This is a genomic window from Actinomadura livida (assembly GCF_014648675.1).
GTDB lineage: Bacteria > Actinomycetota > Actinomycetes > Streptosporangiales > Streptosporangiaceae > Spirillospora > Spirillospora livida.
The window spans coordinates 62,030-87,436 of record NZ_BMRO01000013.1; the positions used below are offsets into that span (position 1 = coordinate 62,030).

Annotated in this window: 24 protein-coding genes; 21 read left to right on the top strand and 3 right to left on the bottom strand. The window is 70.3% G+C overall.

Annotated elements, in window-relative coordinates; all coding sequences use genetic code 11:
• Positions 1-4: 4 nt before the first annotated feature.
• The 9 genes from tilS (at position 5) to IEZ03_RS27965 (ending at position 7,751) form a co-directional block, all read left to right on the top strand.
• A complete protein-coding gene (tilS, locus tag IEZ03_RS27925) occupies positions 5-1,012 on the top strand; it encodes a tRNA lysidine(34) synthetase TilS (protein WP_184889469.1) in 1,008 nt (335 codons plus the stop codon).
• 17 nt (positions 1,013-1,029) lie between these two features.
• Complete coding sequence (hpt, locus tag IEZ03_RS27930; protein ID WP_132050215.1) at positions 1,030-1,593, top strand: hypoxanthine phosphoribosyltransferase; 564 nt, start codon at positions 1,030-1,032, stop codon at positions 1,591-1,593.
• A 355-nt stretch (positions 1,594-1,948) separates the two neighbouring features.
• The gene (gene ftsH, locus IEZ03_RS27935; protein ID WP_184889467.1) at positions 1,949-3,955 is read left to right on the top strand and encodes an ATP-dependent zinc metalloprotease FtsH; all 2,007 of its coding nucleotides are present in this window, start codon (positions 1,949-1,951) and stop codon (positions 3,953-3,955) included.
• 137 nt (positions 3,956-4,092) lie between these two features.
• Positions 4,093-4,698, top strand: coding sequence for a GTP cyclohydrolase I FolE (gene folE / locus IEZ03_RS27940; RefSeq protein WP_131986017.1), 606 nt, complete (start codon positions 4,093-4,095; stop codon positions 4,696-4,698).
• 243 nt (positions 4,699-4,941) lie between these two features.
• Positions 4,942-5,865 carry a dihydropteroate synthase gene (gene folP / locus IEZ03_RS27945; protein ID WP_229808630.1) on the top strand — a complete coding sequence of 308 codons (924 nt, stop codon included), beginning with the start codon at positions 4,942-4,944 and terminating at the stop codon, positions 5,863-5,865.
• Positions 5,862-6,299 carry a nuclear transport factor 2 family protein gene (locus IEZ03_RS27950; RefSeq protein WP_131986004.1) on the top strand — a complete coding sequence of 146 codons (438 nt, stop codon included), beginning with the start codon at positions 5,862-5,864 and terminating at the stop codon, positions 6,297-6,299. The genes folP and IEZ03_RS27950 overlap by 4 nt, the downstream gene beginning before the upstream one ends.
• Entirely contained in the window at positions 6,296-6,661 is a 366-nt protein-coding gene (folB, locus tag IEZ03_RS27955) for a dihydroneopterin aldolase (protein WP_184889465.1), read from the top strand. Before IEZ03_RS27950 ends, folB begins: the two co-directional genes overlap by 4 nt.
• Positions 6,658-7,245 carry a 2-amino-4-hydroxy-6-hydroxymethyldihydropteridine diphosphokinase gene (gene folK, locus IEZ03_RS27960; RefSeq protein WP_132050209.1) on the top strand — a complete coding sequence of 196 codons (588 nt, stop codon included), beginning with the start codon at positions 6,658-6,660 and terminating at the stop codon, positions 7,243-7,245. The genes folB and folK overlap by 4 nt, the downstream gene beginning before the upstream one ends.
• Entirely contained in the window at positions 7,242-7,751 is a 510-nt protein-coding gene (locus IEZ03_RS27965) for a DUF3180 domain-containing protein (protein WP_184889463.1), read from the top strand. Before folK ends, IEZ03_RS27965 begins: the two co-directional genes overlap by 4 nt.
• Before the next feature lie 95 nt (positions 7,752-7,846).
• Here IEZ03_RS27965 and IEZ03_RS27970 read toward each other — a convergent pair whose 3' ends face one another.
• Complete coding sequence (locus IEZ03_RS27970; RefSeq protein WP_184889462.1) at positions 7,847-8,995, bottom strand: NADH-quinone oxidoreductase subunit D; 1,149 nt, start codon at positions 8,993-8,995, stop codon at positions 7,847-7,849.
• A 370-nt stretch (positions 8,996-9,365) separates the two neighbouring features.
• Between IEZ03_RS27970 and IEZ03_RS38215 the strand changes: the two genes are divergently transcribed.
• A complete protein-coding gene (locus IEZ03_RS38215; protein WP_229808631.1) occupies positions 9,366-9,746 on the top strand; it encodes a PH domain-containing protein in 381 nt (126 codons plus the stop codon).
• A gap of 230 nt (positions 9,747-9,976) precedes the next feature.
• Positions 9,977-11,293: a PH domain-containing protein gene (locus IEZ03_RS27980; RefSeq protein WP_229808632.1), complete on the top strand. Its 1,317-nt coding sequence runs from the start codon at positions 9,977-9,979 to the stop codon at positions 11,291-11,293.
• Between the two features lie 135 nt (positions 11,294-11,428).
• On the opposite strand, the gene IEZ03_RS27985 is transcribed toward IEZ03_RS27980, so the two are convergent.
• Positions 11,429-12,172, bottom strand: a complete 744-nt coding sequence (locus IEZ03_RS27985; RefSeq protein ID WP_221480915.1) for a polysaccharide deacetylase family protein — start codon at positions 12,170-12,172, stop codon at positions 11,429-11,431.
• A 567-nt stretch (positions 12,173-12,739) separates the two neighbouring features.
• Between IEZ03_RS27985 and IEZ03_RS27990 the strand changes: the two genes are divergently transcribed.
• Both IEZ03_RS27990 and IEZ03_RS27995 read left to right on the top strand, forming a co-directional pair.
• A complete protein-coding gene (locus IEZ03_RS27990) occupies positions 12,740-14,080 on the top strand; it encodes an SGNH/GDSL hydrolase family protein (RefSeq protein ID WP_184889455.1) in 1,341 nt (446 codons plus the stop codon).
• 201 nt (positions 14,081-14,281) lie between these two features.
• Positions 14,282-15,490, top strand: a complete 1,209-nt coding sequence (locus IEZ03_RS27995) for a cytochrome P450 (RefSeq protein ID WP_184889453.1) — start codon at positions 14,282-14,284, stop codon at positions 15,488-15,490.
• A 297-nt stretch (positions 15,491-15,787) separates the two neighbouring features.
• Here IEZ03_RS27995 and IEZ03_RS28000 read toward each other — a convergent pair whose 3' ends face one another.
• On the bottom strand, positions 15,788-16,831 hold the full coding sequence (locus IEZ03_RS28000) for an SAM-dependent methyltransferase (protein WP_308427999.1): 1,044 nt from the start codon (positions 16,829-16,831) through the stop codon (positions 15,788-15,790).
• A gap of 134 nt (positions 16,832-16,965) precedes the next feature.
• Between IEZ03_RS28000 and IEZ03_RS28005 the strand changes: the two genes are divergently transcribed.
• The 8 genes from IEZ03_RS28005 (at position 16,966) to panD (ending at position 25,348) form a co-directional block, all read left to right on the top strand.
• Positions 16,966-18,138: a sensor histidine kinase gene (locus IEZ03_RS28005; protein WP_184889451.1), complete on the top strand. Its 1,173-nt coding sequence runs from the start codon at positions 16,966-16,968 to the stop codon at positions 18,136-18,138.
• Between the two features lie 30 nt (positions 18,139-18,168).
• The gene (locus tag IEZ03_RS28010; protein ID WP_184889449.1) at positions 18,169-18,867 is read left to right on the top strand and encodes a response regulator transcription factor; all 699 of its coding nucleotides are present in this window, start codon (positions 18,169-18,171) and stop codon (positions 18,865-18,867) included.
• Between the two features lie 160 nt (positions 18,868-19,027).
• Positions 19,028-19,294, top strand: a complete 267-nt coding sequence (locus IEZ03_RS28015; protein ID WP_184889447.1) for a chaplin — start codon at positions 19,028-19,030, stop codon at positions 19,292-19,294.
• A gap of 324 nt (positions 19,295-19,618) precedes the next feature.
• Positions 19,619-20,395: an ABC transporter ATP-binding protein gene (locus tag IEZ03_RS28020; protein WP_184889445.1), complete on the top strand. Its 777-nt coding sequence runs from the start codon at positions 19,619-19,621 to the stop codon at positions 20,393-20,395.
• On the top strand, positions 20,395-22,890 hold the full coding sequence (locus tag IEZ03_RS28025) for an ABC transporter permease (RefSeq protein WP_184889444.1): 2,496 nt from the start codon (positions 20,395-20,397) through the stop codon (positions 22,888-22,890). Before IEZ03_RS28020 ends, IEZ03_RS28025 begins: the two co-directional genes overlap by 1 nt.
• Positions 22,891-22,995: 105 nt before the next feature.
• Positions 22,996-23,970, top strand: a complete 975-nt coding sequence (locus IEZ03_RS28030) for a Rossmann-like and DUF2520 domain-containing protein (RefSeq protein WP_184889442.1) — start codon at positions 22,996-22,998, stop codon at positions 23,968-23,970.
• A 101-nt stretch (positions 23,971-24,071) separates the two neighbouring features.
• Complete coding sequence (gene panC / locus IEZ03_RS28035) at positions 24,072-24,932, top strand: pantoate--beta-alanine ligase (RefSeq protein WP_184889440.1); 861 nt, start codon at positions 24,072-24,074, stop codon at positions 24,930-24,932.
• Positions 24,932-25,348, top strand: coding sequence for an aspartate 1-decarboxylase (gene panD / locus IEZ03_RS28040; protein ID WP_132053473.1), 417 nt, complete (start codon positions 24,932-24,934; stop codon positions 25,346-25,348). Before panC ends, panD begins: the two co-directional genes overlap by 1 nt.
• The last annotated feature ends 59 nt before the right edge of the window (positions 25,349-25,407 follow it).

Here is a 25,407-nt window from a genome sequence, read left to right on the forward strand (position 1 = left end):
TTGCATGGGGCCTGATCCGGCGGTGGCCGCCGTACGTCTCGCGGTGCGCCGCGTCCTGGAGGAACTTCCCGAAGGGGCGATGGTGCTCGCCGCGTGCAGCGGAGGCGCCGACTCATTGGCGCTGGCCGGTGCGCTGGCCTTCGAGGCCCCCAGAGCGGGCCGCCAGGCCGGTGGTGTCACGATCGACCACGGCCTACAGGCCGGTTCCGGCGAGCGTGCCGACGCCGTAGTACGAACCATGGCCGACCTGGGCCTGGACCCCTCCGGATCAATAGCGGTCACAGTGGACGGGACAGGCGGCCCAGAGAACGCCGCCCGAGAAGCCCGCTACACCGCCCTTGACGAGGCCGCAGAGCGGCTGGGAGCCGCAGCCGTCCTCTTGGGGCACACCCAAGGCGACCAGGCCGAAACCGTCCTGCTCGGGCTGGCGCGTGGTTCCGGAACCCGATCGCTGTCCGGGATGCCGGCCGAGTTCCGACGCCGATCCGACGTCCTCTATCTGAGGCCCCTCCTAGAGCTCGACCGTGCGACCACCCGCAGGGCATGCAAGGCGATGGGGTTGGACCCTTGGGACGACCCGCACAACGTCGACCCCGCCTATGCACGCGTACGTGTACGCCATGAAGCGCTGCCCGTCCTGGAGAAGACGCTCGGCCCCGGTGTAGCGGAGGCATTGGCTCGGACGGCGAAAATGCTGCGCGAAGACGCGGACTACCTAGAAGAGGTCGCCGCAAGGGCCTTCACCGACCTGGAAGCCCCCGACGACGGAGAACGCGTGGCCCTCCGCCTGGACGGGCTGAAGGAACAGCCCAGAGCCATCCGTACCCGGGTCCTGCGGATGGCAGCGCTCAAAGCGGGCAGCCCAGCAGGTACGCTCGCGGCCGTCCATGTCGATGCAGTGGAACGACTGGTCACGGCCTGGCGCGGGCAGCGTCACGTAGACCTGCCCGGGGGGGTACGGGCCGTCCGGCGGTATGGGAAGCTGCTCCTCGGCCGGACGGGCGAGGTCTGAACTATGAGGGTGTGGTTGTGGACGAGAAGGACCTGGGCACGGACCTGGCGAAGGTGCTGATCCCCGAGGAGGACCTGCAGGCTAAGGTGCGGGAGCTCGCCGAGCAGATCGACGCCGACTATGCGGGCAAGGACCTTCTGCTGGTGGGCGTCCTGAAGGGCGCCGTCATGATCATGGCGGACCTCGCACGGGCCCTGCACACGCCTGCCTCGATGGACTGGATGGCCGTTTCGTCCTACGGCTCGGGGACGAAGTCCTCAGGGGTCGTGCGCATCCTCAAGGACCTCGACACCGACATCCTCGACCGGCACGTCCTGATCGTGGAGGACATCGTCGACTCCGGCCTGACCCTGTCGTGGCTGGTGAGCAACCTGCGTTCGCGCGGGCCCGCCTCGCTGGAGATCTGTGCGCTGCTGCGCAAGCCGGAGGCGGTCAAGGCCGACGTCGACGTGAAGTACGTCGGGTTCGACATCCCCAACGAGTTCGTCATCGGCTACGGGCTCGACTATGCGGAGAAGTACCGGAACCTGCCGTTCGTCGGCACGCTCGCCCCCCATGTCTACGGCGGGGACGGCGCATAGATAGGGCCCCTGCACAGAGGCCCGTACACCGTGCAGCCTGGGGGATACGAGCCGTCTCCAGGGAACAAGGGACCGTGACGAATCGTTGCAAAGGTCGTTGACGGGTATATGGAGGGGATGCAGGGGAACAGCGTCGGCTGCGTCTTCTGCGCCCTGCGGTGTACCGTCGGTGTCCCGGACCCTTGGGTCGGGGAGGCACACGCGGGAAGCCGCTGCGATGGGTCCGGAGCCCCCGGGTGACGGACTCCTCGTGAGTCTTACTGTTGGTCGCCCCGGCATCCGTCCCCCGGGACGGACGAGGATCGTACACAGATGTTGGTCAGGAGGGACGGGCCCCGGAGGGGTAACCGGATAAATGGACGTGAAGCGCTACTTTCGCGGGCCGCTGCTGTGGATCCTGCTGTTCGGCCTCCTGGTCGCCCTTCTCATGTGGGGCATCAACCCTGGCCCTTCCTACGAGAAGGTCGACACCTCCAAGGTCGTGCAGGAGATCAACGCGGGACAGGTGAAGTCCGCCAAGATCATTGACAAAGACCAGCGAATCGAGCTGACGCTCAACAACGGTGAGCACCAGCAGACGTCCTGGGTCGGGGGCCAGGGGCACCAGCTCCAGCAGGCGCTGCAGAAGCAGGCCGACGAGGGCAAGCTCTCCGGTGGCTACGACGTCGAGGTCCCGCAGCAGAGCTTCCTGATGAGCCTGCTGTTCAGCCTGTTGCCCATCATCATCATCGTGCTGATCTTCCTGTTCATCATGAACCAGATGCAGGGCGGCGGCTCGCGGGTGATGAACTTCGGCAAGTCCAAGGCCAAGCTCATCACCAAGGACACCCCGAAGACCACCTTCGCCGACGTGGCCGGCGCGGAAGAGGCCCTTGAGGAACTGGAGGAGATCAAGGACTTCCTCCAGAACCCGGCCAAGTTCCAGTCGATCGGCGCCAAGATTCCCAAGGGCGTGCTCCTGTACGGCCCGCCCGGCACCGGTAAGACGCTCCTGGCGCGGGCCGTGGCCGGTGAGGCCGGGGTGCCGTTCTACTCGATCTCCGGTTCGGACTTCGTGGAGATGTTCGTCGGTGTCGGCGCCTCCCGTGTCCGCGACCTGTTCGAGCAGGCCAAGACGAACGCCCCCTCGATCATCTTCATCGACGAGATCGACGCCGTCGGCCGGCACCGCGGCGCGGGTCTCGGCGGCGGCCACGACGAGCGCGAGCAGACCCTCAACCAGCTCCTCGTCGAGATGGACGGCTTCGACGTCAAGGGCGGCGTGATCCTGATCGCCGCGACGAACCGCCCCGACATCCTCGACCCGGCGCTCCTGCGCCCCGGCCGGTTCGACCGCCAGGTCACCGTGGACCGCCCGGACCTGGAGGGCCGCAAGGGCATCCTCAGGGTGCACGGCCGCGGCAAGCCGTTCGCGCCGGACGTCGACCTCGACACGATCGCGCGGCGCACCCCCGGCTTCACCGGCGCCGACCTGGCCAACGTGATCAACGAGGCCGCGCTGCTCACCGCGCGCTTCGACCGCAAGCTGATCGACATGGACACCCTCGAGGAGTCCATCGACCGCGTCATGGCCGGGCCGGAGAAGAAGACCCGGGTGATGTCGGAGAAGGAAAAGAAGATCATCGCCTACCACGAGGGCGGGCACGCTCTGGTGGCGCACGCGCTGCCGAACTCCGACCCCGTGCACAAGGTGACGATCCTTCCGCGCGGACGGGCCCTGGGCTACACCATGACCCTCCCGATGGAGGACAAGTTCCTCACCACCCGCTCGGAGATGACCGACCAGCTCGCCATGCTGCTCGGCGGGCGCACCGCGGAGGAGCTCGTGTTCCACGAGCCGACGACGGGTGCGGCCAACGACATCGAGAAGGCCAGCGCGATCGCCCGCAAGATGGTGACCGAGTACGGCATGAGCGAACGCCTCGGCGCGCGCAAGTTCGGCTCCGGTCAGGGCGAGGTGTTCCTCGGGCGCGACATGGGCCACGAGCGTGACTACTCGGAGGACATAGCGTCCGCCATCGACGACGAGGTCCGCCGCTATATCGAGGCCGCGCACGACACGGCGTGGGAGATCCTCATGGAGTACCGGGACGTCCTGGACGAGCTGGTGGTCAATCTCATGGAGAAGGAGACCCTCTCCAAGGACATGGTCCTGGAGATCTTCGCGCCGATCCAGAAGCGGCCGCACCAGAAGTCCTACACCGGCTACGGCAAGCGTCTCCCGTCCGACCGTCCGCCCATCCTGACGCGCAAGGAACTGGCCCTGATGGGCCCGCAGGAGGTCACCGACCTGACCAAGGGCAACGGCCAGAGCGGCGGGGTCGGCGCGGAGGTCAAAGACCCGGCCCAGGGCGAAAGCTGATCGCCTTGGCTGAACCGCAAGACGAGACGTCGGCGAATGGCGAACCTGGGGGCGGGACACCGTCCCCAGGGCCGTCCCTCGGTCCGCCGGAGAGCCTGCAGTCGGAAGAGGCCGCGAAGGACGCGGGACGTGCGTTCATCGAGGGCGAGGCAAGCATCCTTGAGGAGCCACCAGGCTTCGATCACGCGCGGATCGAGAAGGCGGTACGCGAGATCCTGATCGGCATCGGGGAGGACCCCGACAGGGACGGCCTCCGCGAAACGCCCGCCAGGGTGGCGCGGGCGTACGCCGAGCAGTTCGCCGGCCTGCGGCAGACGCCGGAGGACGCCCTCACCACGGTCTTCGACGCCGACCATGAGGAAATGGTCCTGGTCAAGGACATCGAGGTCTACTCAGTGTGCGAGCACCACCTGGTGCCCTTCCACGGGGTGGCCCATGTGGGTTACACGCCCAACAAGAAGGGCCAGATCACCGGCCTGTCGAAGCTGGCGCGGCTGGTGGACGTCTACGCGCGTCGCCCCCAGGTCCAGGAACGGCTGACAAGCCAGGTCGCGGACGCGCTGATGCGGGTGCTGGAGCCGCGGGGCGCGATCGTGGTGATCGAAGCCGAGCATCTGTGCATGACCATGCGCGGAGTGCGGAAGCCGGGCGCCAAGACGGTCACGTCGGCGGTGCGCGGCGACTTCCGTGATCATGCGGAGACGCGGTCCGAGGCGATGAGCCTGATTCTCGGTCGCTACTGACCGTCCGCCCCGACTCGGGGCACCGAAGCACCTGGAAGGGCCTCAGCGGCGCGCTGAGGCCCTTCTGCTGCCACCGGGCGAGCAACCGGGCGGCCGGAGTGACGGAGAGGGACGGCGTGCGGCGCGTGCCGGGTGTGACGAGCGCATGTGTTCGAGGGCGGGCGCCGGGTGTCACGAGGTCCGGAAACGGCGGCGAAGGCGCTGCGGCAACCGGGTTGAGATCAAGGCATAGGGTTGGGTGTTATGACCAGTGCCGTCGTTCCGGGCCTGCCCTCCCCAGGGCGGTGCCTCGTCATGGGCGTGGTCAACGTCACCCCGGATTCGTTCTCCGACGGCGGCGCCTGGTTCGACCCGGACAAGGCGATCCGGCACGGCCTCGATCTTGTCGCGGAGGGCGCCGACATCGTGGACGTGGGTGGTGAATCCACCCGTCCGGGCGCGCAGCGTGTGTCACAGGACGAGGAACTGCGTCGCGTGGTGCCCGTCATAGAGGCGCTCGTGGCCGAGAACGTTCCGGTGAGCATCGACACCATGCGCGCCGAGGTCGCAGAGGCCGCGCTGGGTGTCGGAGCCCGGCTGGTGAACGATGTCAGCGGCGGTCTTGCCGATCCGGCCATGCCGCGAGTGGTCGCCGCGACGGGCGTCCCCTACGTGGTGATGCACTGGCGGGGGCACAGCCATGACATGCAGACGCGTGCCATCTACACCGACGTGGTCCGTGAGGTCCGCGACGAGCTGCTGCACAGGGTCGACGCGGTACTCCGGGAGGGCGTCGACCCCTCCATGATCGTGCTGGATCCCGGGCTGGGGTTCGCCAAGAGCCCCGAGGCAGGGCACAACTGGTCGCTGCTGGCCCACCTGGACGCTTTCACGCGCACCGGGCATCCGGTCCTGGTGGGCGCGTCCCGCAAAGGGTTCCTGACCAGGTTGCTTGCCGCCTCCGACGGGACGCCGCGCCCGTTCGGCGAGTGCGACGACGCCACCGTGGCCGTCACGTCCCTGGTGGCGGCGGCCGGTGCGTGGTGCGTGCGCGTCCACCGCGTCCGGCCCAACGCGGACGCGGTGCGTGTGGCGGCCGCCATGCGCGCTGCACGTCCCACCCATGAAGAGAGCTTCGGAAAAGCCGCGGCGGACGGTCGCGCAGAACACGGGAGTCCCCGCCTATGAGCCGTGCCGTGAACCGCGCTGACGTGGACGAGGTCCACGCCGAGTTCTACGCCGCGTTCGAGGCCGGTGACTTCGACCGCATGTCGGACGTATGGGCGGACGGCCCGTACGCGGACGGCGTCTCCTGCGTGCACCCCGGCTGGACGATGCTGCGCGGGCGTGAGGAAGTGCTCCGTTCGTGGGCGCTCATCATGGCCAACACGACCTACATCCAGTTCGTGCTCACCGACGTCGAGACCGACGTGTACGGCGACCACGCGGTGGTGACGTGCAAGGAGAACGTCCTCACCGCCGACGAGGACACCGAAGCGGGTTTCCTCGCCGGCGGAAGCATCGTCGCCACGAACGTGTTCGTCCGGTCGGAGGGGGAGTGGCGGCTTCTGCTGCACCATGGCTCGCCCGTCCTCAACGTGGTGGATGCAGAGGAAGAATGAGCTTGGACCACATCGAGCTGCGCGGCCTGCGCGCGCGTGGCAGGCACGGATGCCTGCCCGCGGAACGCGAGCTGGGACAGGAGTTCGTGGTGGACGCCGTCCTGGGGCTCGACACCCGTCCGGCCGCCGCCGGGGACGACCTCTCGCGTACCGTCGATTACGGAGCACTCGCCGGCCGCCTCGTCGCGGTCATCGAGGGGGAGCCCGTCAACCTCCTTGAAACGCTCGCCGACCGGCTGGCGACAATATGTCTGGAAGATGCGACGGTGAGCGAGGTCGAGATCACCGTCCACAAGCCGAGCGCCCCGGTGCCGCACCCCTTCACGGACATCGCCGTGAAGATCAGGAGGAGTCGCCCATGACAGCGTCCGACCGCATGCCCGACCGCACCGCCACCGGCGGCCACATGCTGGTCCAGCACCGCGTCGTTTTCTCGATCGGCAGCAACCTAGGCGACCGCCTGGACAACATCCAGGAGGCGGTGGACGCGCTGTTCGACGCACCGGGCCTGCATTTCGTGGCGTTCTCCCCGGTCTACGAGACCGCGCCGTACGCGCCGCCCGGCGAGACCCTCCCCGAGCAGGGCGACTTCCTCAACGTCGTCCTGGTGGCCGACACCCGCCTGCCCCCGGAGAACCTCCTCGAACGCGTCCTGAACATCGAGACGTCGATGCGCCGGGAACGCGTGGTGCGCTGGGGTCCCCGCACGCTCGACATCGACATCGTCGTCTTCGGCGACGTCACGTCCGACGACCCCGATCTGACGCTCCCGCATCCCCGCGCGCACGAGCGGGCGTTCGTGCTCGTCCCCTGGGCCGACATCGAGCCGGACGTTCTGCTGCCCGGGCACGGCCGCGTCGGCGACCTCGCCCAGGCCAAGCAGTCGGAGGGTGGTCCGTCGGCCGTTCGCCGCCGGGAGGACCTGGTCCTTCAGCAGCCTGCATGAAACCGTCCCGGCCGCTGTTCCTCATCGCCCTCGTGGTCGTCGTCGCGGTGGTCACCTGGGCGGTGCTGCGTTCCGCCTACATGTCGCTGCCTCCCCTGCCGTGGACGGCTGTGCCGACGCTGCTCCTGCTCGCCCTGGGGGAGGCGTCCACGGGCCTGAACGTGCTGCGCCGCCTCCGCAGTAAGCCGGACGAGCGCTATCGCCCCCAACCCGGACGGAAGCCGCCGCCCAAGCCGCTGGAGCCCATGGCGGTGGCCCGGCTGGCCGCTCTGGGCAAGGCCAGCGCGCACTCCGCCGCGGTCATCGCCGGCGTGTTCGGAGGATTCGCCGTCAGCCTGACCTCGTCCCTCGACAAGGCGACCCCACGCCATGATTTCTTTGTCAGCGGTGGCACCTTCCTGGCGGCGGTCGTCCTGGTGGGGGCCGCGGTCTTCCTGGAGTACGCGTGCCGCGTCCCCAAAGGCCCGGACGATGAGGAAGAAGGCCGGGGCGCCTCTCGCGCGTAATTCAACCCAGGCCTACTTGGCTCGCTTGCACTCGCTGCGTGACCTGACGGTGAGGCTCGCCTAGGGCGTCGCCTCACCGTCAGGGGCACTACCGGCTATTTGTCGATGTCGCCTACGACGAAGAACATGGAGCCCAGGATGGCGATCATGTCGGCGACCAGATTGCCGGGCAGGAGCTCCTTCAGGACCTGGATGTTGTTGAACGACGCGGACCGCAGCTTCATTCGCCACGGGACCTTCTCCCCGCGGGACACGAGGTAGTAGCCGTTGATGCCCAGCGGGTTCTCCGTCCAGGCGTAGGTGTGGCCCTCTGGGACCTTCAGCACCTTCGGCAGCCGCTGGTTGATGGGGCCGGGGGGAAGTTCGGCCAGGCGGTCGAGGCAGGCGTCGGCGAGGTCGAGGGACGCGTGGACCTGGTCGAGCAGGCACTCGAACCGTGCGAGGCAGTCTCCCTCGGACCGGGTGACCACGCGGACGTCGAGGTCGCCGTAGGCGAGATACGGCTCGTCCCTGCGGAGGTCGAAGTCCAGGCCGGACGCGCGCGCGATGGGGCCTGACGCCCCGTACTGCAGGATCTGCTCTTGGGTGAGTACTCCGACGCCCCTCGTCCGCGCACGGAAGATCTCGTTGCCCATGATGATGTCGTCGATGTCGCCCATGCGGGCACGGACGTCGGAGACCGCGGTCCGCGCGCGCGCCGTCCAACCGGCGGGAAGTTCCTCTTTGAGCCCTCCGACCCGGTTGAACATGTAGTGCATCCGCCCGCCGGAGATCTCCTCCATGACGCGCTGCAGCACCTCACGCTCACGGAACGCGTAGAAGACCGGCGTGATGGCGCCCATCTCAAGGGGATACGAGCCGAGGAACATCAGGTGGTTGAGGATCCGGTTGAGTTCCGCCAGCAGGGTCCTCGTCCATACGGCGCGTACCGGGACCTCCATGCCGAGCATGCGTTCCACGGCGAGGACGACGCCGAGCTCGCTGGAGAACGCCGACAGCCAGTCATGACGGTTCGCCAGCACGATGATCTGCCGGAAGTCGCGGACCTCGAAGAGCTTCTCCGCCCCGCGGTGCATGTAGCCGACGATGGGTTCGGCCGCCGAGATGCGTTCGCCGTCCAAGGTGAGCCTGAGCCGGAGCACACCGTGCGTGGACGGGTGCTGGGGACCGATGTTCAGGGTCATGTCCTCGGTGGCGAGCTCCTTGGCGCCCGCACCGATCCCTACGATCCGTTCGGTGGTCATGGTCGCGCCTCCGCAGCTCCGATCACGGCTTCATGGTCGCATGGCGAGCGGTACTCGTTATCCGGTTGACTAGGGGGCGATGAACGCGAGCCATGGCGAACCGCCTTACGAGCCCGCCGCCAACCCTGGACAGCAGGGAGCGGCGCACCCGCCCTCGCCGTCGGGTCAGGGGCATGGCGGTCGACCGCCAGGCCAACCCGGTCAAGTACCGGCACACTACCCGCCGCACCAGCCGCCGTCCGGACCGCCCGCCTATCAGGCGGACCAGGCGTTCGCGCCTGGCGGCGGCCTCCAATGGTCGCCCATTTCCAAGCGCCACGGCTGGCACAGACTCCTCACCGCGATTCTCTGGGCGATACCGATCGGCGGTGTGGGCGCGTTCATCGTTTGGGGCAACGGTGGCCTCGTACCGGCCGTCATGTGGGTCGCCGCCGTCGGGCTGGCGGTCGTCCTAGCGTGGCTGTTGGCCGAACTTGACCGCCGCACGTACGGGTACGTCGAGCGTGCGGACGACCTCATCGTCACTCACGGAGTGTTCGTCAGGCGCCTCATCGTCGTCCCGTACGGGCGCATGCAGTTCGTGGACGTCACGGCTGGGCTGCTGGAGAGGTGGATGGGCATCGCCACCGTCCGGCTGCACACCGCCGCGGCGGCAACGGACGCGACCATCCCGAGCCTGCCGACCGCCGAGGCAGCCCTCCTGCGCGACCGACTCGCGCAGAAGGGTGAGGAACGGAGCATGGGGCTATGAGCGGCCCCTACGGCCCGCCCGGGCCACCCGGGCCTTATGGCCCGTACGGTCCGCAAGGCCGTCCGGGGCCTCCAGGTCCTCCGCGGCCTCCTGGGCCCCAAGGGCATCCTGGGCCTCCCTACGGCGCGCGTCCGCCGTATGGACCGCCGCCTGGTCCGCCCCCCGGTCCCCCTTACGGGCCGCCTCGTCCTCCGTACGGTCATGGCCCTCCACCGGGCTACCGGCCACCGGTGCGGTTCTCGGAGGGCACGCACAGGCTCCACTGGGCGACGGTGCCACTGCGCGCGTTCATCTTCCTCATCATCTACTTCGTCCTGCTCGGCTTCCCGCTACTGCTGACCCAGACGGAAGACGGCATCGTCCTGGCGCTCACCCCGGACGTGCTCGCCAGGTTCCTCATCGTGACCATCCCCATGGGGTTGATCGCTGTCGGAACCGGGCTTTGGACGTGGCTCGCCCTGCGCTTCCGTGTCGACGGTGACGACCTCGTCGTCGAGACCGGTCTGCTGCGTAAGAACAAGCGCCGGATTCCGCTTTCACGCATCCAGGCCATCGACCTCGTCCGTCCCCTGGTGACACGGGTGTTCGCGCTGGCCGAGGTGCGGGTCGAACTGGCCGGCGGTGAGCGGAGCGAGATCGCGCTGCGCTACCTCGGACGCCACTCCGCCCAGCAGTTGCGCGCCGAACTCCTCGCCCTCGCCGCAGGTCTCCCCGGCCAGACGCCCGAGGCGCCCGAACGGCACGTGTGGCGCGTCTCCTTCGGCACGTTGCTGGCGTCCCTGATCCTGCGACTGCCCGTCCTTGGCACGTCCCTGCTCTTCTTCGCGTCCCTCCTGTTCCTGCTGATGTACGCGGAGGGCGGCATCCTGGCCGTCACCATCCCGGTCATGCTCGGGCTCATCCGGGCGGTTATCGCGCCACTGGTGATGTACGCCAACTTCACGGTCGCGATGTCGCCGGACGGTATCCGCCTCCGCTACGGCCTCCTGGAGACACGGATGCAGACGCTTCCTCCGGGACGCGTCCAGGCGGTCAGCATCATCGAACCGGCGCTCTGGCGCACTCTCGGCTGGGCCCGGATCGAGGTCACCGTCGCGGGGTACGCGGGTGAGCGCCAGGCGTTGTCCTCCACGCTCCTGCCCGTCGCGCCCCGGCACGTCGCCATGCACCTGGTCTCCCAGGTGTTCCCCGGGACGAACATTGACGCCGTCTCCCTCATCCCGGCGTCCTCCAAGGGGGTGGCGATCGACCGGGCGGACGGCGCCGGAACCGACGACGTGGTCTTCGTGGCCCGGCACGGCTGGCCCTGCCGCCGCACCGACGTGATCGCCCACGCCCGGGCGCAGTCGGTTCGGCTCACGGTGAACCCGTTCCAGCGTCTCCTCGGCCTCGCGACCGTCCACGTGGACGCGCCCCCAGGGCCTGTCCAGGTCGCCGCCGCCGACCGGGATCTGGGCGAGGCTCGCGCGATCGTCGAATCGACCGCCCGCCGGGCCCTCGCCGCCCGCCGGTCGGGCGGCGGGGATCCGACCCGCTGGGCGCGCTGAGGAGTTATCCACAACCTCGCGTTCCTCTTCCCGGCGCTGCCGGGACCCCCGAGCATGGAACCCGGTCGGCCCGCTCATGGCCGGGGGGCGGGCCGGCTCCACGACGCCCCGGCCGGAAGGCGCCGGGCGTCGGAGTCACGGGGCGACCGCGATCGCGTGGAAGGGGGTGTCGGCGAAGGCGATCTGGCGTGAAGTGAAGGCGATCTTGCCGGGGTGGAGCCCGCGGTCGCGCAGCTCGCTGATGATCTGCGGAAGAGCGTCGATGGACGCCTGCGCCCAGTCGTGCATCAGGAAGATGCCGCCGGGGCGGAGCGCGCGGGCGGCGGCCACGATCTCGTCCGGGGTCGCTCCGGCCCAGTCTCGGGAATCGACCGTCCAGAGCACCTCGAGCAGGTTAAGGCGCACTTCAGCGGCCCTGACCTGGTCATTCGTCTCGCCATAGGGCGGCCGGAAAAGCGAGGTCCACTCGCCGGTGATGCGATGCAGGATCTGCTGGGCGCGGAGGATCTCCGTGAAGGAGGCGGATTCGGAGATGTCAGGGAGGTGAGGATGCGTCTCGGTGTGGTTGCCGATCCACATCCGGGCCTTCTGCTGGGCGCGCACTAGGTCGGGCCGGGCTTCGGCGTGGTCGCCCCGGTTGAAGAAGGTGGCCCTGGCGCCGGCGGTCAGCAACTTGTCCAGCAGGGTTGGCAACGTCGCCGGCGTCGGCCCGTCATCAAAGGTGAGCGCGACATGCCCGCTGGGGTCCTCACGCCCCGCCTCCGGATGGGAGGTTCCCGGTTCCCCGCGCGCGGTATCAGCTGAGGCGGCGGACCACGACACCGGCAGCCGGTCCATCGCAGCGAAATGACGGACATGGGAGCTGACGAGTTCCTCCAAGTTCCGTGACCCCCACGGATCACGCGAACTCTGCAAACTCCGCGAATGCTGCGCCGGCTTCGGCCAACTCGCCGGGCCCTGAGGCGCCCTGTCCTCGAACTCCCCCGCGGACGTGGACGCGGACGTGGGTGCATGCTCGCGGAGGTTGCGGCGCGGTGCTAGGGCGTCTGGAGACATTGCGCGAAACATCTCCCGCGAAACATTTCGAAAAACTCTCGGCGGATTGATCGGTACGGTACGCCCGGTCCGTACACATGGTCAATGGGCATCTCCCTGTACCTCTAGAAGCCCGACAGCCTTACGTCTCTGCCTGTCCGGAGGTTCGTCGGCAAGGTGCGGCACATGGAGAGGAGTTGATCCTTGACGGACTGATTGTGGCGACGTACGTTCTTCGGGAATTCGAAAAACTTCGAAAGTTTTCGAACTCTCTATCCCGTTCGCGGAGTCGATCGGAGACCCGTGGTGAGACGCTCCCGTCCAAGAACATTCCCGCTGATCCCATCCCTCCGGAGCCGCTGGCGGACGCTTCAGGCGGGCGCACTCCCCGTCCGGGGGTACGAAGCGTCCATGCGTGGCCGTCCGGCCGCCCTCGCGGTACTTGTGGCGGCCCTCGTGCTGGCATCGTTCTCGCTCTCTGCCCCCGGCGCGGAGGGGACGCCCCGTGCGGCCGAAGGCCGGGCGGCACCGAAGATTCATGGCCACTGGGTCGACACGTGGGTCTCGATGCCGCAGCTGACCGAGCCCCACAACATGCCGCCCCCGCCGTTCACGCAGGACGACGTCGTGCTCAAGGACGCCACGCTGCGCCAGACCATCCGCGTGGCGGTCGGCGGACGCAACATGCGGCTTCGGTTCTCCAATGCGTTCGGCGGTGCGGACCTGCCCATCACCAGGGTCTCGGTGGCGCTGCCGGACGGCGGGCAGGCGGGCGTCGACTCGATCCAGCCCGGTACGTCCCGTCCGGTGACCTTCAACGGCAAGCCGTCGGTCGTCATCCCGGTCGGCGCGCAGATGGTCACCGATCCGCTGAGCTTCCCGGTGGCGCCCCGATCCATCCTCACCGTGACGCTCTACCTTGCGGAAGGACAAGCGTCCACCGACATCACGTCTCACCCCGGGTCCAGGACCACGTCCTACCTGGTGGCCGGAGACCACGTCGAAGACACCGATCTCCCTGGGGCGACCGGGACGGACCACTGGTACTTCCTCAGCGGTATCGAAACGTGGGCCAAGCCGTCGACTGCGGCGGCCGTCATGCTGGGCGACTCGCTCACCGACGGGCGGGGCTCGACGACCAACATGAACGACCGCTGGCCCGACCAGCTGCTGGACCGTCTGCAGTCACATCCGGCCACGTCCGACATCGCGGTCGTGAACCAAGCGGCCGGCGGCAACCGGGTCCTCAATGACGGGCTGGGTCCCAACGTCCTCGCGCGCTTGGACCGGGACGTGCTGGCGCAGAGCGGCGTCAAATGGCTGGTCGTCTTCGAGGGCGTCAACGACATCGGCACCGCCGAGGCCACCCCGGCGGCGCAGAAGAAGGTCGCCGACGGGCTGATCGCGGCCTACGAACAGATCATCGTCCGTGCCCATGCGCAGGGCATCCGCGTGTACGGAGCTACGCTCACGCCGTTCGGCGGCAACACCATGTACGACGACGAGAACGGATACCGCGAGGACGCCCGCAAGACCGTCAACGACTGGATCCGCACCAGCCGCCGCTTCGACGCGGTCATCGACTTCGACCGCGCCGCACGCGATCCGGCCGACCCGCGACGCCTGAACCCGGCCCTCGACACCGGCGACCACCTGCACCTGAGCCCCGCCGGATACAAGGCCCTGGCGGACGCAGTCCCGGCCCGACTCTTCCAACACAGGCCCCTACCCCCGACCTTCGGCTTCAGATGAGGCGGCGAGGGTTGTTTGTGGGAGGGGAGTTGGGGGGGCGTGAGGTGGGCGGTGGGGTGAGGCGGGGATGAGCAGGGCGTCGGTCGCCGTGGATTGGGTCGGCCGAGTTGTGGGAGCAACCGAGCCGTTGGTGTCGGCGGCCGGCGCCCGCCCGTCTTCGCGCTGCTTCGGACTGGTGCGAAGGACGATTATGGTCGGATCATGTCTGATCTGGCGTATGACCCCTGGTCCCCCGAGTTCGTCGCGGACCCCTATCCGGTGTTCGAGCGGCTCCGTGCCGAGCGTCCGGTGTTCTACCACGAGGCCACCGACCAATGGGTGATCAGCCGGTATGAGGACGTCGACGCGCTGCTGCGGGATCGGCGGCTCGGACGGTCGTATCTCCATGTCGCGACTCATGAGGAGTTCGGGCGTGAGCCGGAGGCCGACTTCCTCAAGCCGTTCTGGGACCTGATCCGCGCCGGGATGCTGGACGTCGAGCCGCCCACGCACACGCGGCTGCGGCGTCTGGTGTCCAAGGCGTTCACCGCCCGCATGGTGGAGGGCCTGCGCCCGACGATCAGGCGGCTCGCCGGGGAGTTGGCCGCGGAACTTGTGGCCAAGGGCGGCGGTGACCTGCTCGCCGAGGTCGCCGAGCCCCTGCCGGTGAACGTGATCGCGGAAATGCTCGGCGTCCCCGTGGAGGATCGGCATCTCCTGCGTCCGTGGTCGGCCGACATCTGCGGGATGTACGAGTTGAACCCGCCGCTCGAGGCGCAGCGGACGGCCGTCCGCGCCGCCGTGGACTTCTCCGACTACCTGCGCGGCCTGGCACGCACCCGGCGGGACGAGCCGCGCGACGACCTCATCACCGCGCTCACCCAGGTCATGGACGAGGGCGACCGGCTCACCGAGGACGAGCTGATCGGAACCTGCGTCCTCCTGCTCAACGCCGGACATGAGGCCACGGTCAACGCGACCGGCAACGGCTGGTGGTCGCTGTTCCGCAACCCCGGCGAGTTGGAGCGCCTCCGCGCCGACCCGTCGCTCATCCCGACGGCCGTTGAGGAACTGCTGCGCTACGACACTCCGGCGCCCATGTTCGAACGCTGGGTCCTGGAGGACATCACGGTCGCCGGTGTCGACATCCCGCGTGGCGCCGAGGTCGCACTGCAATTCGCGTCCGCCAACCGCGACCCCGAGGTCTTCGCCGATCCGAACAGGTTCGACCTGTCCCGCGACCCGAACCCGCACATCACCTTCGGTCTCGGCATCCACTACTGCCTGGGCGCCCCATTGGCCCGCATCGAACTCGCCGAATCTTTCGGCGCACTGCTCCGGCAAGCCCCTGGCCTGCGCTTGTCTACAGAACCGAAGTGGAAGCCCGGCTACGTCCTACGCGGCCTGCAGTCCCTCCACGTGGAGTGCTGACCTCACCGCTTCACCTTCGCGGTGTGTCCCCGCGCCGGTGATCCTCGCCGCGCTCCGCTGCGCGAGACGGCCTATCCGGCGGGCTCCGCTGCGCTACCCGCTGTGGCACTCGGTGCTGCCCTCGGGTGATCGTCCGCGCACGCCTGCGCGAGTGCGTCCGGGTCGAGGTGCTCCACGCCTAGGTGCGGGTCCTCGTCGCTGGCCGCGCGGAAGCCTTCAGCAGGCGTCTCGCGTCCGGTTGCTGGGCCGGGTTTGATTTTGCGGCTTGCAGGCACTGCCCCAAGGGGAGTGCTGGCTTCAGCATCTCGGCTTACCGCTATGCAGGGCGTCGCGTCCTGGGGTCAGTGGGGGAGGGATCGGGATGTTGGTGGTTTGGGCCAGCCAGCCGAAGCCGCCCAGGCCGGAGGGGTCGGTCAGTTCGGCGTCCTCGCCGGCGTGGCACAGGGCGGCGACGTAGGCGCGGGGGTCGCGGTGGGCCAGGTCCAGGGGTGGGCGGGTTCCGGTGAGGCCGAGGGCGCGCAGGGCGTCGCGCTGGGTCGTCAGGAGGGTGGCCGTGGCGCCGGCGCGTTCGCCGGCGGTCGTGCAGGCGTCCAGTGCGACATGGGCGGTGACGTCGCAGGAGCCGTCCGGGACGGCGGGCACGGTCGACCCGTCGCGGTAGCCGGTCAGGGTTCCGTACACCGGACGCGACTCCCGCGTATGCGAGTAGTCGACGGCGAGCGCGAGTCCCCGGGAGAGCCGTCCGATCACCGAGGCCCAGGCGGCGCAGCGGGGGTGGCCGATCTCGGCGCGGTCGCCGGGTTCGCGGAGCGGCCACCAGCGGTCCAGCCACGCGCGGTCCTCGGCGGACGGGACGGGCCCCGGCCGCTCGCTGCCGGTGGACGGGTCGACCAGGACGGTCCGGACGCCGTCCGGTGTCCGCTCGACGACGTCCAGCGGGATGTTGTCGAGCCACTCGTTCGCCACGGCGAGGCCGGTGATGCGGTCGGGCAGGTCCGGGCGCCAGACGATCCGCGGTGAGATCTCGGCCGGACGCGGTGCGATCTCCACGGCGGTCGGAACGAGCCGCGGCACCAGATCGGCGGGGGCGCAGGCCAGGATGTTGCTCACCAGGTGCCCCGACCCCGCGCCGATGTCGACGACGTCCAGCCGCTCGGGGTGGCCGAGCAGGACGTCGACCTCGACCAGCAGGCGGGCGATGGCCGCGGCGAAGCGCGGGGAGGCGTGCACCGAGGTGCGGAAGTGCTCGGCGGGACGCTCCCCGCGCCGGTAGAAACCGTTCTCCCCGTAGAGCGCCCGTTCCATAGCGGTGCGCCATGTCAGCCATTCCAACGCCGCCACGACTGCGACGTTACCGCGAGCGACCCCGCCCGCTGCGCCTTTGCGGCCTGGGCCCCGGCGGTGTCCCTTCGGTGGAGGCCGGGTCCGACCTGCGGTTGATTCTGGGGTCGGGCGGGCGTCCGTACCCTGTCCGTATGGTGGCGGGCGCGTGGGACTGGCTGCGGCGTAAGAAGCCGCTGGTCGATGCGTTCTACGCGATGCCGCTGGTGGTCTTCTCCGCGCCTTCGCTGGTCGGCGGGCATCACGGGATCGGCGCGTGGGGGCTCGCGCTGCTGACGTTCGGGCTTCTCGCGCCGCTCGTCCTGCGCCGGACGTTCCCCCGCGCGGTCTTCGCCACGGTCGCGCTCATCTCGGCCGTGCAGTGCCTGGTGGGTGTGGAGCCCGTGCAGGCCAATATCGCCGTCCTGATGGGCCTCTATACCGTCACGGCCAGCAATTCCTTCCGCTGGGGGCTGGCGGCGGCGCTGGTCGCCGAGCTGGGCGCGCTGCTGGTGACCGTCCGGTACCCGAACAGCGCCGACGACCGGAAGTACGTGTTCGCCATGCTCACGGTGGTGGTGGCGGGCGTGTGGCTGCTCGGCCTGCACATGCGGACGCGCCGCGCCTACCTGCGCTCGGTGGAGGAGCGCGCCGAACGCCTGGAGCGCGAACGCGACAACGAGGTCAAGATGGCCATGGCCGCCGAACGGGCGCGTATCGCCCGCGAGCTGCACGACGTGGTGGCGCACAACGTCAGCGTGATCGTGGTGCAGGCGGACGGGGCGTCCTACGCGATCGACACCGATGTCGGACGGGCCAGGCAGGCGCTCGACACGATCTCCTCGACGGGACGGCTGGCGCTGGCGGAGATGCGGCGGCTCCTCGGCGTCCTGCGCGAGGACGACGACGCCGGGGCGTTCGCGCCGCAGCCGGGGGTGGCGGAGCTGGCGGAACTGGTCGAGCACGTCCGCGCGTCGGGACTGGCGGTGGCGTTCGAGGTCGACGGGACGCCGGCGCCCATGTCGGAGGGGCGGCAGCTCACCGTTTACCGGATCGTCCAGGAGGCGCTGACCAATACGCTCAAGCACGGCGGTCCGCGTGCGGCGGTGGCGATACGGCTCCGGTACACCGGCGACGCCCTGGAGGTCCGGGTGGACGACGACGGGCGGGGAGCGGCCGCGCCGGACGACGGGCGTGGTCACGGCATCGCCGGCATGCGTGAGCGCGTCGCGGTGTACGGCGGCACCGTCCACGCGGGACCGCGTCCGGGCGGCGGGTTCGAAGTGCTCGCGCGGATCCCGGTCCGCGAGGAGGTGGCCGCCTCGTGAGCGACGCGGCGTCATTCGACGGGAGTGTGCATGACGGAGGCTGAGGACACGGCGGCGCCCATCCGGGTGGTGCTGGTCGACGATCAGGAACTGGTGCGCGCCGGGTTCACGATGGTCCTGGACGCGCAGCCCGACATCGAGGTCGTCGGCGAGGCCGGCGACGGGGTGCAGGCGCTGGAACTGCTGCGGGGCACGCGGGCGGACGTCGTCCTCATGGACGTGCGGATGCCGCGCATGGACGGGATCGAGGCGACCCGCCGGGTGGTGGCGCAGTCCGGGCCGAAGGTCATCATCCTGACCACGTTCGACCTGGACGAGTACGCCTTCGCCGCGATCAAGGCCGGGGCGGGCGGGTTCATGCTGAAGGACGCGGGCCCGGCCCAGCTGATCGAGGCGATCAAGGCGGTGCACTCGGGGGACGCCGTGGTGGCCCCGAGCACGACCAAGCGGCTGCTCGACCGGTTCGCGGTGCACCTGCCGGACGCGGAGCAGAAGGCGGTCGGGGCGCTGGAGAGCCTGACCGACCGGGAGGGGGAGGTGCTCCGGCTCGTCGCGCGCGGGATGTCCAACGCGGAGATCGCGGAGCGGCTGTTCGTGTCGGAGGCGACGGTGAAGACGCACATGGGGCGGATCCTCATGAAGCTGAACCTGCGCGACCGGGTCCAGGCGGTCGTGTTCGCCTACGAGACAGGTCTGGCGAAAAGCGGCCAAACCGACAACACCGTGTAACAGCTTGATTACTCCATGATGACTTCTTGTCCTCGACCTTACGTTTCGCATTGATCTACCTGAGAGTAGCTGAATAACTACCGTACGCGACGCCGCCCGCACGGGCGGCGTCGGCAACTGTCAGATCGGGCCATTCCGGCCCTAGTACGGGAGGACTCTCGTGATCAAGAAGCTTGCCGCGACCGGCATCCTCGGTTTCGCCGTCGCCGCCTCGGCGCTGGCCGCCGCCCCCGCCCAGGCCGCCACCTACGGCGGCGGGCACGGGGGCGACGGCTCGCACAACACCAGCGCGGGCAACATCGGGATCCTCACCGGCAACCAGGTGATCGTGCCGATCTCCGCCGCCGCCAACGTCTGCGGCAACGCCGTCGCCGTCATCGGCCTCGCGAACGCGCAGTGCAAGGGCATCGCCGAAGTCGACGACTGAGCCCCCGCACCCCATCGGGGCGACGGGTGCTAGGTTCCGCACCGCGCAGCGTGCAGGGATCTCACTGACCCTCCGAAGATGAGCGTTCGCGCCCATCGCGTAAGCGCCGGTGACCCGCCAGGGTCACCGGCGCTTACGCGTGCACCGAGGCCGGTCCGTGGGAGGAGTGACGGGCTCGTACGACTCAGGTCGTACGAGCGGGCGCCGGCCAGCCGTGAGGCTGACGGAAAGCGTGGCCGCCGGGCCGATGGCGGCCGCGCGGCGGCTTCCTAGCGTGGTCCCCGAAAGATCAGGACCGTGACCCACGACCCGCAGGGAGCCACTGTGACCAGCACGTTCGCCGATCCGCCCGGGAACTCCCCGGCCGCCGCCGCGGTACAGGCCGCCGTCACGGCCGAGGACGTGTCGAAGGTGTACGGGTCCGGTGACGCGGCCGTGCACGCCCTGCGCGGGGTCAGCACCGGGTTCGCCAGGGGCGCGTTCACCGCGATCATGGGGCCGTCCGGGTCCGGGAAGTCGACGCTGATGCACTGCCTGGCCGGGCTGGACACCGTCACCGGCGGACGCATCGTCCTCGGCGACGCGGAGATCACCGGGATGGGCGACCGGCGGCTGACGCTCCTGCGCCGCGACCGCGTCGGGTTCGTGTTCCAGGCGTTCAACCTGCTCCCGACGCTCACCGCCGAGCAGAACATCCTGCTGCCCCTGCAGCTGGCGGGCCGCAGGCCGGACCGCGCGTGGTTCGCCCGGGTCGTGGACGCCCTCGGCCTGCGCGACCGGCTCGGGCACCGGCCGAGCGAGCTGTCGGGCGGCCAGCAGCAGCGGGTCGCGTGCGCCCGCGCGATCGTCGCCCGCCCCGAGGTGATCTTCGCGGACGAGCCGACCGGCAACCTCGACTCCCGGGCGGGCGCCGAGGTGCTGGGGTTCCTGCGCTCCTCGGTCCGCGAGATGGGGCAGACGGTCGTGATGGTCACCCATGACCCGGTCGCCGCCTCGTACGCCGACCGGGTCGTGTTCCTGCGGGACGGGGAGATCGTGACCGAGATCGTCCGGCCGACGCCCGCCGCCGTCCTCGACCGGCTCAAGAGCCTGGAGGCGTGATGCTGCGGACGACCCTCGCGGGCCTGCGGGCCCACAAGCTGCGGCTGCTGCTCACGGCGGTCGCCATCACCCTCGGCGTCGGGTTCATCTCCGGGACGTTCGTGCTGACCGACACGATGAACGAGGGCGTCGCCAAGACGTTCGCGCGGTCCGCCGACAAGGTCGACTTCGCGGTGCTGCCGAGCAGCCCTGACCCGGATGAACGCATTTCCGCCGATACGTTCCGCAAGATCAGCGCGCTGCCGGGCGTGACCGACGTGCACGGCGTGGTGAAGGGTGACGCCGCCCTGGTGGGCAAGGACGGTAAGGCGGTCGGCGACTTCCCCACGGTCGGCATCTCGGTGCCGTCCGGGTCACTGCTGCGCTACGACGTCGACAAGGGACGACCTCCGTCCGGCGCTGGCGAAACCGTCCTTGACGGCGCGCTCGCCAAGCGGGAGGGCTTCACCGTCGGCGATACCGTAACGATCCTGGACGGAAACGACCGGCCGCACCGGTTCAGCGTCGTCGGCCTGATCGACTTCGGCATCGACCAGGAGGCCAAGTTCTTCGGCGCGGTCGGCTTCGACACCCCCACCACGATCACGATGACCGGCGAGCGGACCTACCGCGAGATCGACATCGCGGGCGGCGACCGGCGCGCGATCGAGGCCGCCGCGGGCCCGGCCGACCGGGTCTACACCGGGACGGAGCTCGGCGCGGAGCTGGCGAAGTCCGCGGGCGCCGACACCGAGATCATCCGGACCGGGCTGCTGATCTTCGGCCTGGTGGCGATGCTGGTGTCCGCCCTGGTCATCTACAACACGTTCGCGATCCTCATCGCGCAGCGGATGCGGGAGACGGCCCTGCTGCGCTGCGTCGGCGCGACCCGTCGGCAGGTGTTCGGCGGCGTCGTCGCCGAGTCCGCGGCGGTCGGGCTCGCCGGGTCGCTGCTCGGCCTCGCCGCCGGCGCCGGCCTCGGCACGGCCGCGCTCGCCGGCGTCACCAGGCTGGACGCGGCGGTGCAGGTCACGGCACCGTCCCTGTCGGCCCGGACGGTCGTGCTCGGTCTGGCGGTGGGCGTCGTCGTGACCGTCCTGTCGGCGCTGCTGCCGGCCCGCGCCGCGACCCGGGTCGCGCCCGTCGCCGCGCTGCGCTCGGAGCTGGAGCCGGGCGGCGGCCGGTTCCGCCTGGGCCGGGCGCGAACGGTGATCGCGGTGCTGCTCGGCACCGCGGGCCTGGCCATCGGCGCGTTCGGATCGCTCGGCATGGAGAAGGGCCAGGCGGCGATGTACTCGGTCGCGCTCGCCGGAACCGTGTTCTTCCTCGCGGTGATCGCGGCGATGCCGGCGCTCGTCCGGCCGCTCGCGCGGCTCGCGGGCGCGGTCCCGGCGCGGCTCGGCGGCGTCCCCGGGCGGCTCGCGGTCGCGAACGCGCAGCGCGCGCCGCGCCGCACCGCGACCACGACGATCGCGCTGACCGTCGGCGTCGGGCTGATGAGCCTGTTCGCGGTGGTCGCGGCGAGCGGAAAGGCGACCGCGGCGCACCAGCTGGCGGAGCAGTTCCCGGTCGAGTTCCAGATCAGGACGCAGAACCTGGACGGACGCGTTCCACCATCGCTCGCGGCGGCGGTGCGCGAGCGTCCGGAGATCGCCGCCGTCGTGGAGACCCGCAGGCAGGACGCGCGCGTCGGCGGCGAGAAGGAGGAGCTCGGCACGGTCACCCCGTCCGCGCTCGGCACGATCGTGAACCCCGAGATGAAGGCGGGCTCGCTCGCCGCCGCCCGCGAACCGGGAACCGCGATGGTGGACGAGGGGACCGCCGCCCAGCCGGGCCGCGGCCTCGGAGACACCATCCAGGTCGAGACTTCGCGCGGCACCGTCCCGGTGAAGATCACCGCCGTCTACGGCGGGGGCGCCCAGATCTCCGGGATCATCGTCCCGGAGGCCGACTTCACCGGGTACTTCGGCGCCGTCGACCCGTCGAACCTCTTCGTGAAGGCCCGCGACGACGTCCCGGCGTCCGCCGCCCGCGGCGCCGTCGAGGACGCCGCGAAGCCCTACCCGGCCGCGAAGGTCGTCTCCGCAGCCGAGTTCGAGGAGACGATGACCCGGGCGATCGACACGATTTTGATGATCTTCGCCGGGCTGCTCGGGCTCGCGATCGTCATCGCGCTGTTCGGCATCGCGAACACGCTCACGCTCTCGGTCGTCGAGCGGACCCGGGAGTCGGCGCTGCTGCGGGCGCTCGGCCTCACCCGGCGCGGGCTCCGCCGGATGCTGTCCGTCGAGGCCCTGGTCATGGCCGTGATCGGCGCGGTCACCGGGGTCGTCCTCGGCATCGCGTTCGGTTGGGCCGCGACCAACGCGATGGCCGACGACTCCCGCTTCGCGCTGCCCTACCTGCAGGTGACGGGCTACGTCCTCCTGGCGGGCGCCGCGGGCATGGCCGCCGCGGTGCTGCCGGCGCGGCGCGCCGCCCGCACGTCCATCGTGGAGGCCCTCGCGCATGACTGAATGGGGTGGGGTGGCGATCGTCACCCACCGGACTCCGTGCCGGGATCCCGCGGGTACCCTGGGTCGCGCACGTCCGGTACCTACCCGAGGACTGGAACGAAACCGATGGACCCTGACGTCACGCCCGGCTCCGCCGCGCCCGGAGACGGGCCGGTTCCCGGTGCGGGAACGCCCCCCCGCGCCCCCCGGCCCGAACCGGAGACGCCGGAGGACCGGCCCGCCCGGCTCGCGGTCGGCGTCGTCGGCGCCGGCCGGGTCGGCACGGCGCTCGGCGCCGCGCTGGCCCGTGCGGGCCACCGGGTGGTCGCCGCGACCGCCGTGTCCGAGCGGTCGCGTTCGCGCGTCGCGGAACGCCTCCCGGGCGCGGAGGTGGCGGCCCCGCCGGACGTCGTCGCGGCCGCCGACCTGGTGCTGCTGACCGTCCCGGACGACGAGCTCCCCGAACTGGCCGCCGGGTTCGTCGCCGCGGGCGTCGACGTCACCGGCAAGCTGATCATGCACACCAGCGGCCGGTACGGGACCGCCGTCCTGGACCCGCTCACCCGCGCCGGCGCCCTGCCGCTCGCGCTGCACCCGGTCATGACGTTCACCGGGCGCCCCGACGACGTCAACCGCCTCACCGGCATCTCGTTCGGCGTCACCTCTCCCGAGCCGCTGCGGCCGGTCGCCGAGGCGCTCGTCCTGGAGATGGGCGGCGAACCCGTCTGGATCACCGAGGCCGCGCGCCCGCTCTACCACGCGGCGCTCGCCGGGGGCGCGAACCACCTGGTCACGCTGGTCGTCGAGGCGATGGACCTGCTGCGCGCCGCCGGGGTCGCCGACCCCGGCCGGATGCTCGGCCCGCTGCTCGGCGCCGCCCTCGACAACGGCCTGCGGCTCGGCATCGACGGCCTCACCGGACCGGTCGCGCGGGGCGACGCCGGGACGGTGTCCGGCCACGTCGACGAGCTGGCCAAGGTGTCGCCGGAGAGCCGCCGCGCCTACATCGCGCTGGCCCGGCTCACCGCCGACCGGGCCCTCGCCGCCGGGATGCTCAAGCCCGAGGACGCCGAACGCCTCCTCGAAGCACTGGCCGATTGACCAGGGAGAACACGAATGCGGCCTGACACGGCGCTGACCCGCCGCCCCCCACCTCGCGGGACGCGGCCACAGGACCCGGTACCCGAGGAAGGGGACGTCTCGTGACCCCGGTCGTCGCGCGCACACGGCAGGAGCTGGCCGAGGCCCGCTCCCGGATCGAGGGCACGCTGGCCTTCGTCCCGACCATGGGCGCCCTGCACGATGGCCACCTCTCCCTGATGCGGCAGGCCCGCCGGTCGGCCGACGCCGTGGCGGTCAGCATCTTCGTCAACCCTCTGCAGTTCGGGCCGGACGAGGACTTCGACCGCTACCCCCGGACGTTCGACACCGACCTCGAAGCCTGCGCCGCCGAAGGCGTGGACCTCGTGTTCGCCCCCACCCGCGACGTCATGTACCCGAGCGAGCCGCAGGTCACGGTCAAGTCGGGGCCGATGGGCGAGATCGTGGAGGGCGCCGCGCGGCCCGGTCACTTCGACGGGATGCTCACCGTCGTGCTGAAGCTGCTCAACCTCGTCCGGCCGGACGTCGCGATCTTCGGGGAGAAGGACGCGCAGCAGCTCGCGATGATCCGCCGCATGGTCTTCGACCTGGACCTCCCCGTCGAGGTGGCCGGCGGGCCGACCGTCCGGGAACCCGACGGCCTGGCCCTCTCCAGCCGCAACCGCTACCTCTCCCCGGACGAACGCCGGACGGCCGCCGCCCTGTCACGCGCGCTGCACGCCGGCGCGGACGCCGCCGCCGACGGCCCCGAGGCGGTCCTGGACGCCGCGAATACCGTCCTGGACAAGGCCGCGACCGCCGACCCGCCCCTCGTCCTCGACTACCTCGTCCTCGTCGACCCCACCACCTTCACCACGATCTCGGGCCCCCGCACCGGCCCGGCCGTCCTCGCCGTCGCGGGCCGGGTCGGCGCCACCCATCTGATCGACAACGTTTCCCTCCAGCTCGGCAAGGAGCACTGATGTTCCGGACGATGTTCAAGTCCAAGATCCACCGCGCCACCGTGACGCAGGCGGACCTGCACTACGTCGGGTCGCTGACCATCGACCAGGACCTGATGGACGCCGCGGACCTCCTCCCGGGCGAGCAGGTGCACGTGGTCGACATCGACAACGGCGCCCGCCTGGAGACCTACCTGATCGCGGGCGAGCGCGGCTCCGGCGTGATCGGCATCAACGGCGCCGCCGCCCGCCTCGTGCAGCCCGGCGACCTGGTGATCATCATCAGCTACGCCCAGCTCAGCGACGCCGAGGCCCGCGAGTTCGTGCCCAGCGTCGTGCACGTCGACCGCTCCAACAAGATCATCTCCCTCGACTCCGACCCGGCCGCCCCCGTCCCCGGCACCCAAACCACCCGAGGCGACCTGGTCCACCCCTGACCCCACCACCTTGGCGGTGTTCGGGTGGGCGGGGGTGATTACGGCCACTGTGCGGGGGG

Excerpts from the sequence above, each read along its gene's own strand:
- tilS (WP_184889469.1), top strand. The coding sequence starts at position 5 with ATGGGGCCTGATCCGGCGGTGGCCGCCGTACGTCTCGCGGTGCGCCGC.
- ftsH (WP_184889467.1), top strand. The coding sequence starts at position 1,949 with ATGGACGTGAAGCGCTACTTTCGCGGGCCGCTGCTGTGGATCCTGCTG.
- folP (WP_229808630.1), top strand. The coding sequence starts at position 4,942 with ATGACCAGTGCCGTCGTTCCGGGCCTGCCCTCCCCAGGGCGGTGCCTC.
- IEZ03_RS27950 (WP_131986004.1), top strand. The coding sequence starts at position 5,862 with ATGAGCCGTGCCGTGAACCGCGCTGACGTGGACGAGGTCCACGCCGAG.
- folB (WP_184889465.1), top strand. The coding sequence starts at position 6,296 with ATGAGCTTGGACCACATCGAGCTGCGCGGCCTGCGCGCGCGTGGCAGG.
- folK (WP_132050209.1), top strand. The coding sequence starts at position 6,658 with ATGACAGCGTCCGACCGCATGCCCGACCGCACCGCCACCGGCGGCCAC.
- IEZ03_RS27965 (WP_184889463.1), top strand. The coding sequence starts at position 7,242 with ATGAAACCGTCCCGGCCGCTGTTCCTCATCGCCCTCGTGGTCGTCGTC.
- IEZ03_RS27970 (WP_184889462.1), bottom strand. The coding sequence starts at position 8,995 with ATGACCACCGAACGGATCGTAGGGATCGGTGCGGGCGCCAAGGAGCTC.
- IEZ03_RS27990 (WP_184889455.1), top strand. The coding sequence starts at position 12,740 with ATGCGTGGCCGTCCGGCCGCCCTCGCGGTACTTGTGGCGGCCCTCGTG.
- IEZ03_RS27995 (WP_184889453.1), top strand. The coding sequence starts at position 14,282 with ATGTCTGATCTGGCGTATGACCCCTGGTCCCCCGAGTTCGTCGCGGAC.
- IEZ03_RS28005 (WP_184889451.1), top strand. The coding sequence starts at position 16,966 with ATGGTGGCGGGCGCGTGGGACTGGCTGCGGCGTAAGAAGCCGCTGGTC.
- IEZ03_RS28010 (WP_184889449.1), top strand. The coding sequence starts at position 18,169 with ATGACGGAGGCTGAGGACACGGCGGCGCCCATCCGGGTGGTGCTGGTC.
- IEZ03_RS28025 (WP_184889444.1), top strand. The coding sequence starts at position 20,395 with ATGCTGCGGACGACCCTCGCGGGCCTGCGGGCCCACAAGCTGCGGCTG.
- IEZ03_RS28030 (WP_184889442.1), top strand. The coding sequence starts at position 22,996 with ATGGACCCTGACGTCACGCCCGGCTCCGCCGCGCCCGGAGACGGGCCG.
- panD (WP_132053473.1), top strand. The coding sequence starts at position 24,932 with ATGTTCCGGACGATGTTCAAGTCCAAGATCCACCGCGCCACCGTGACG.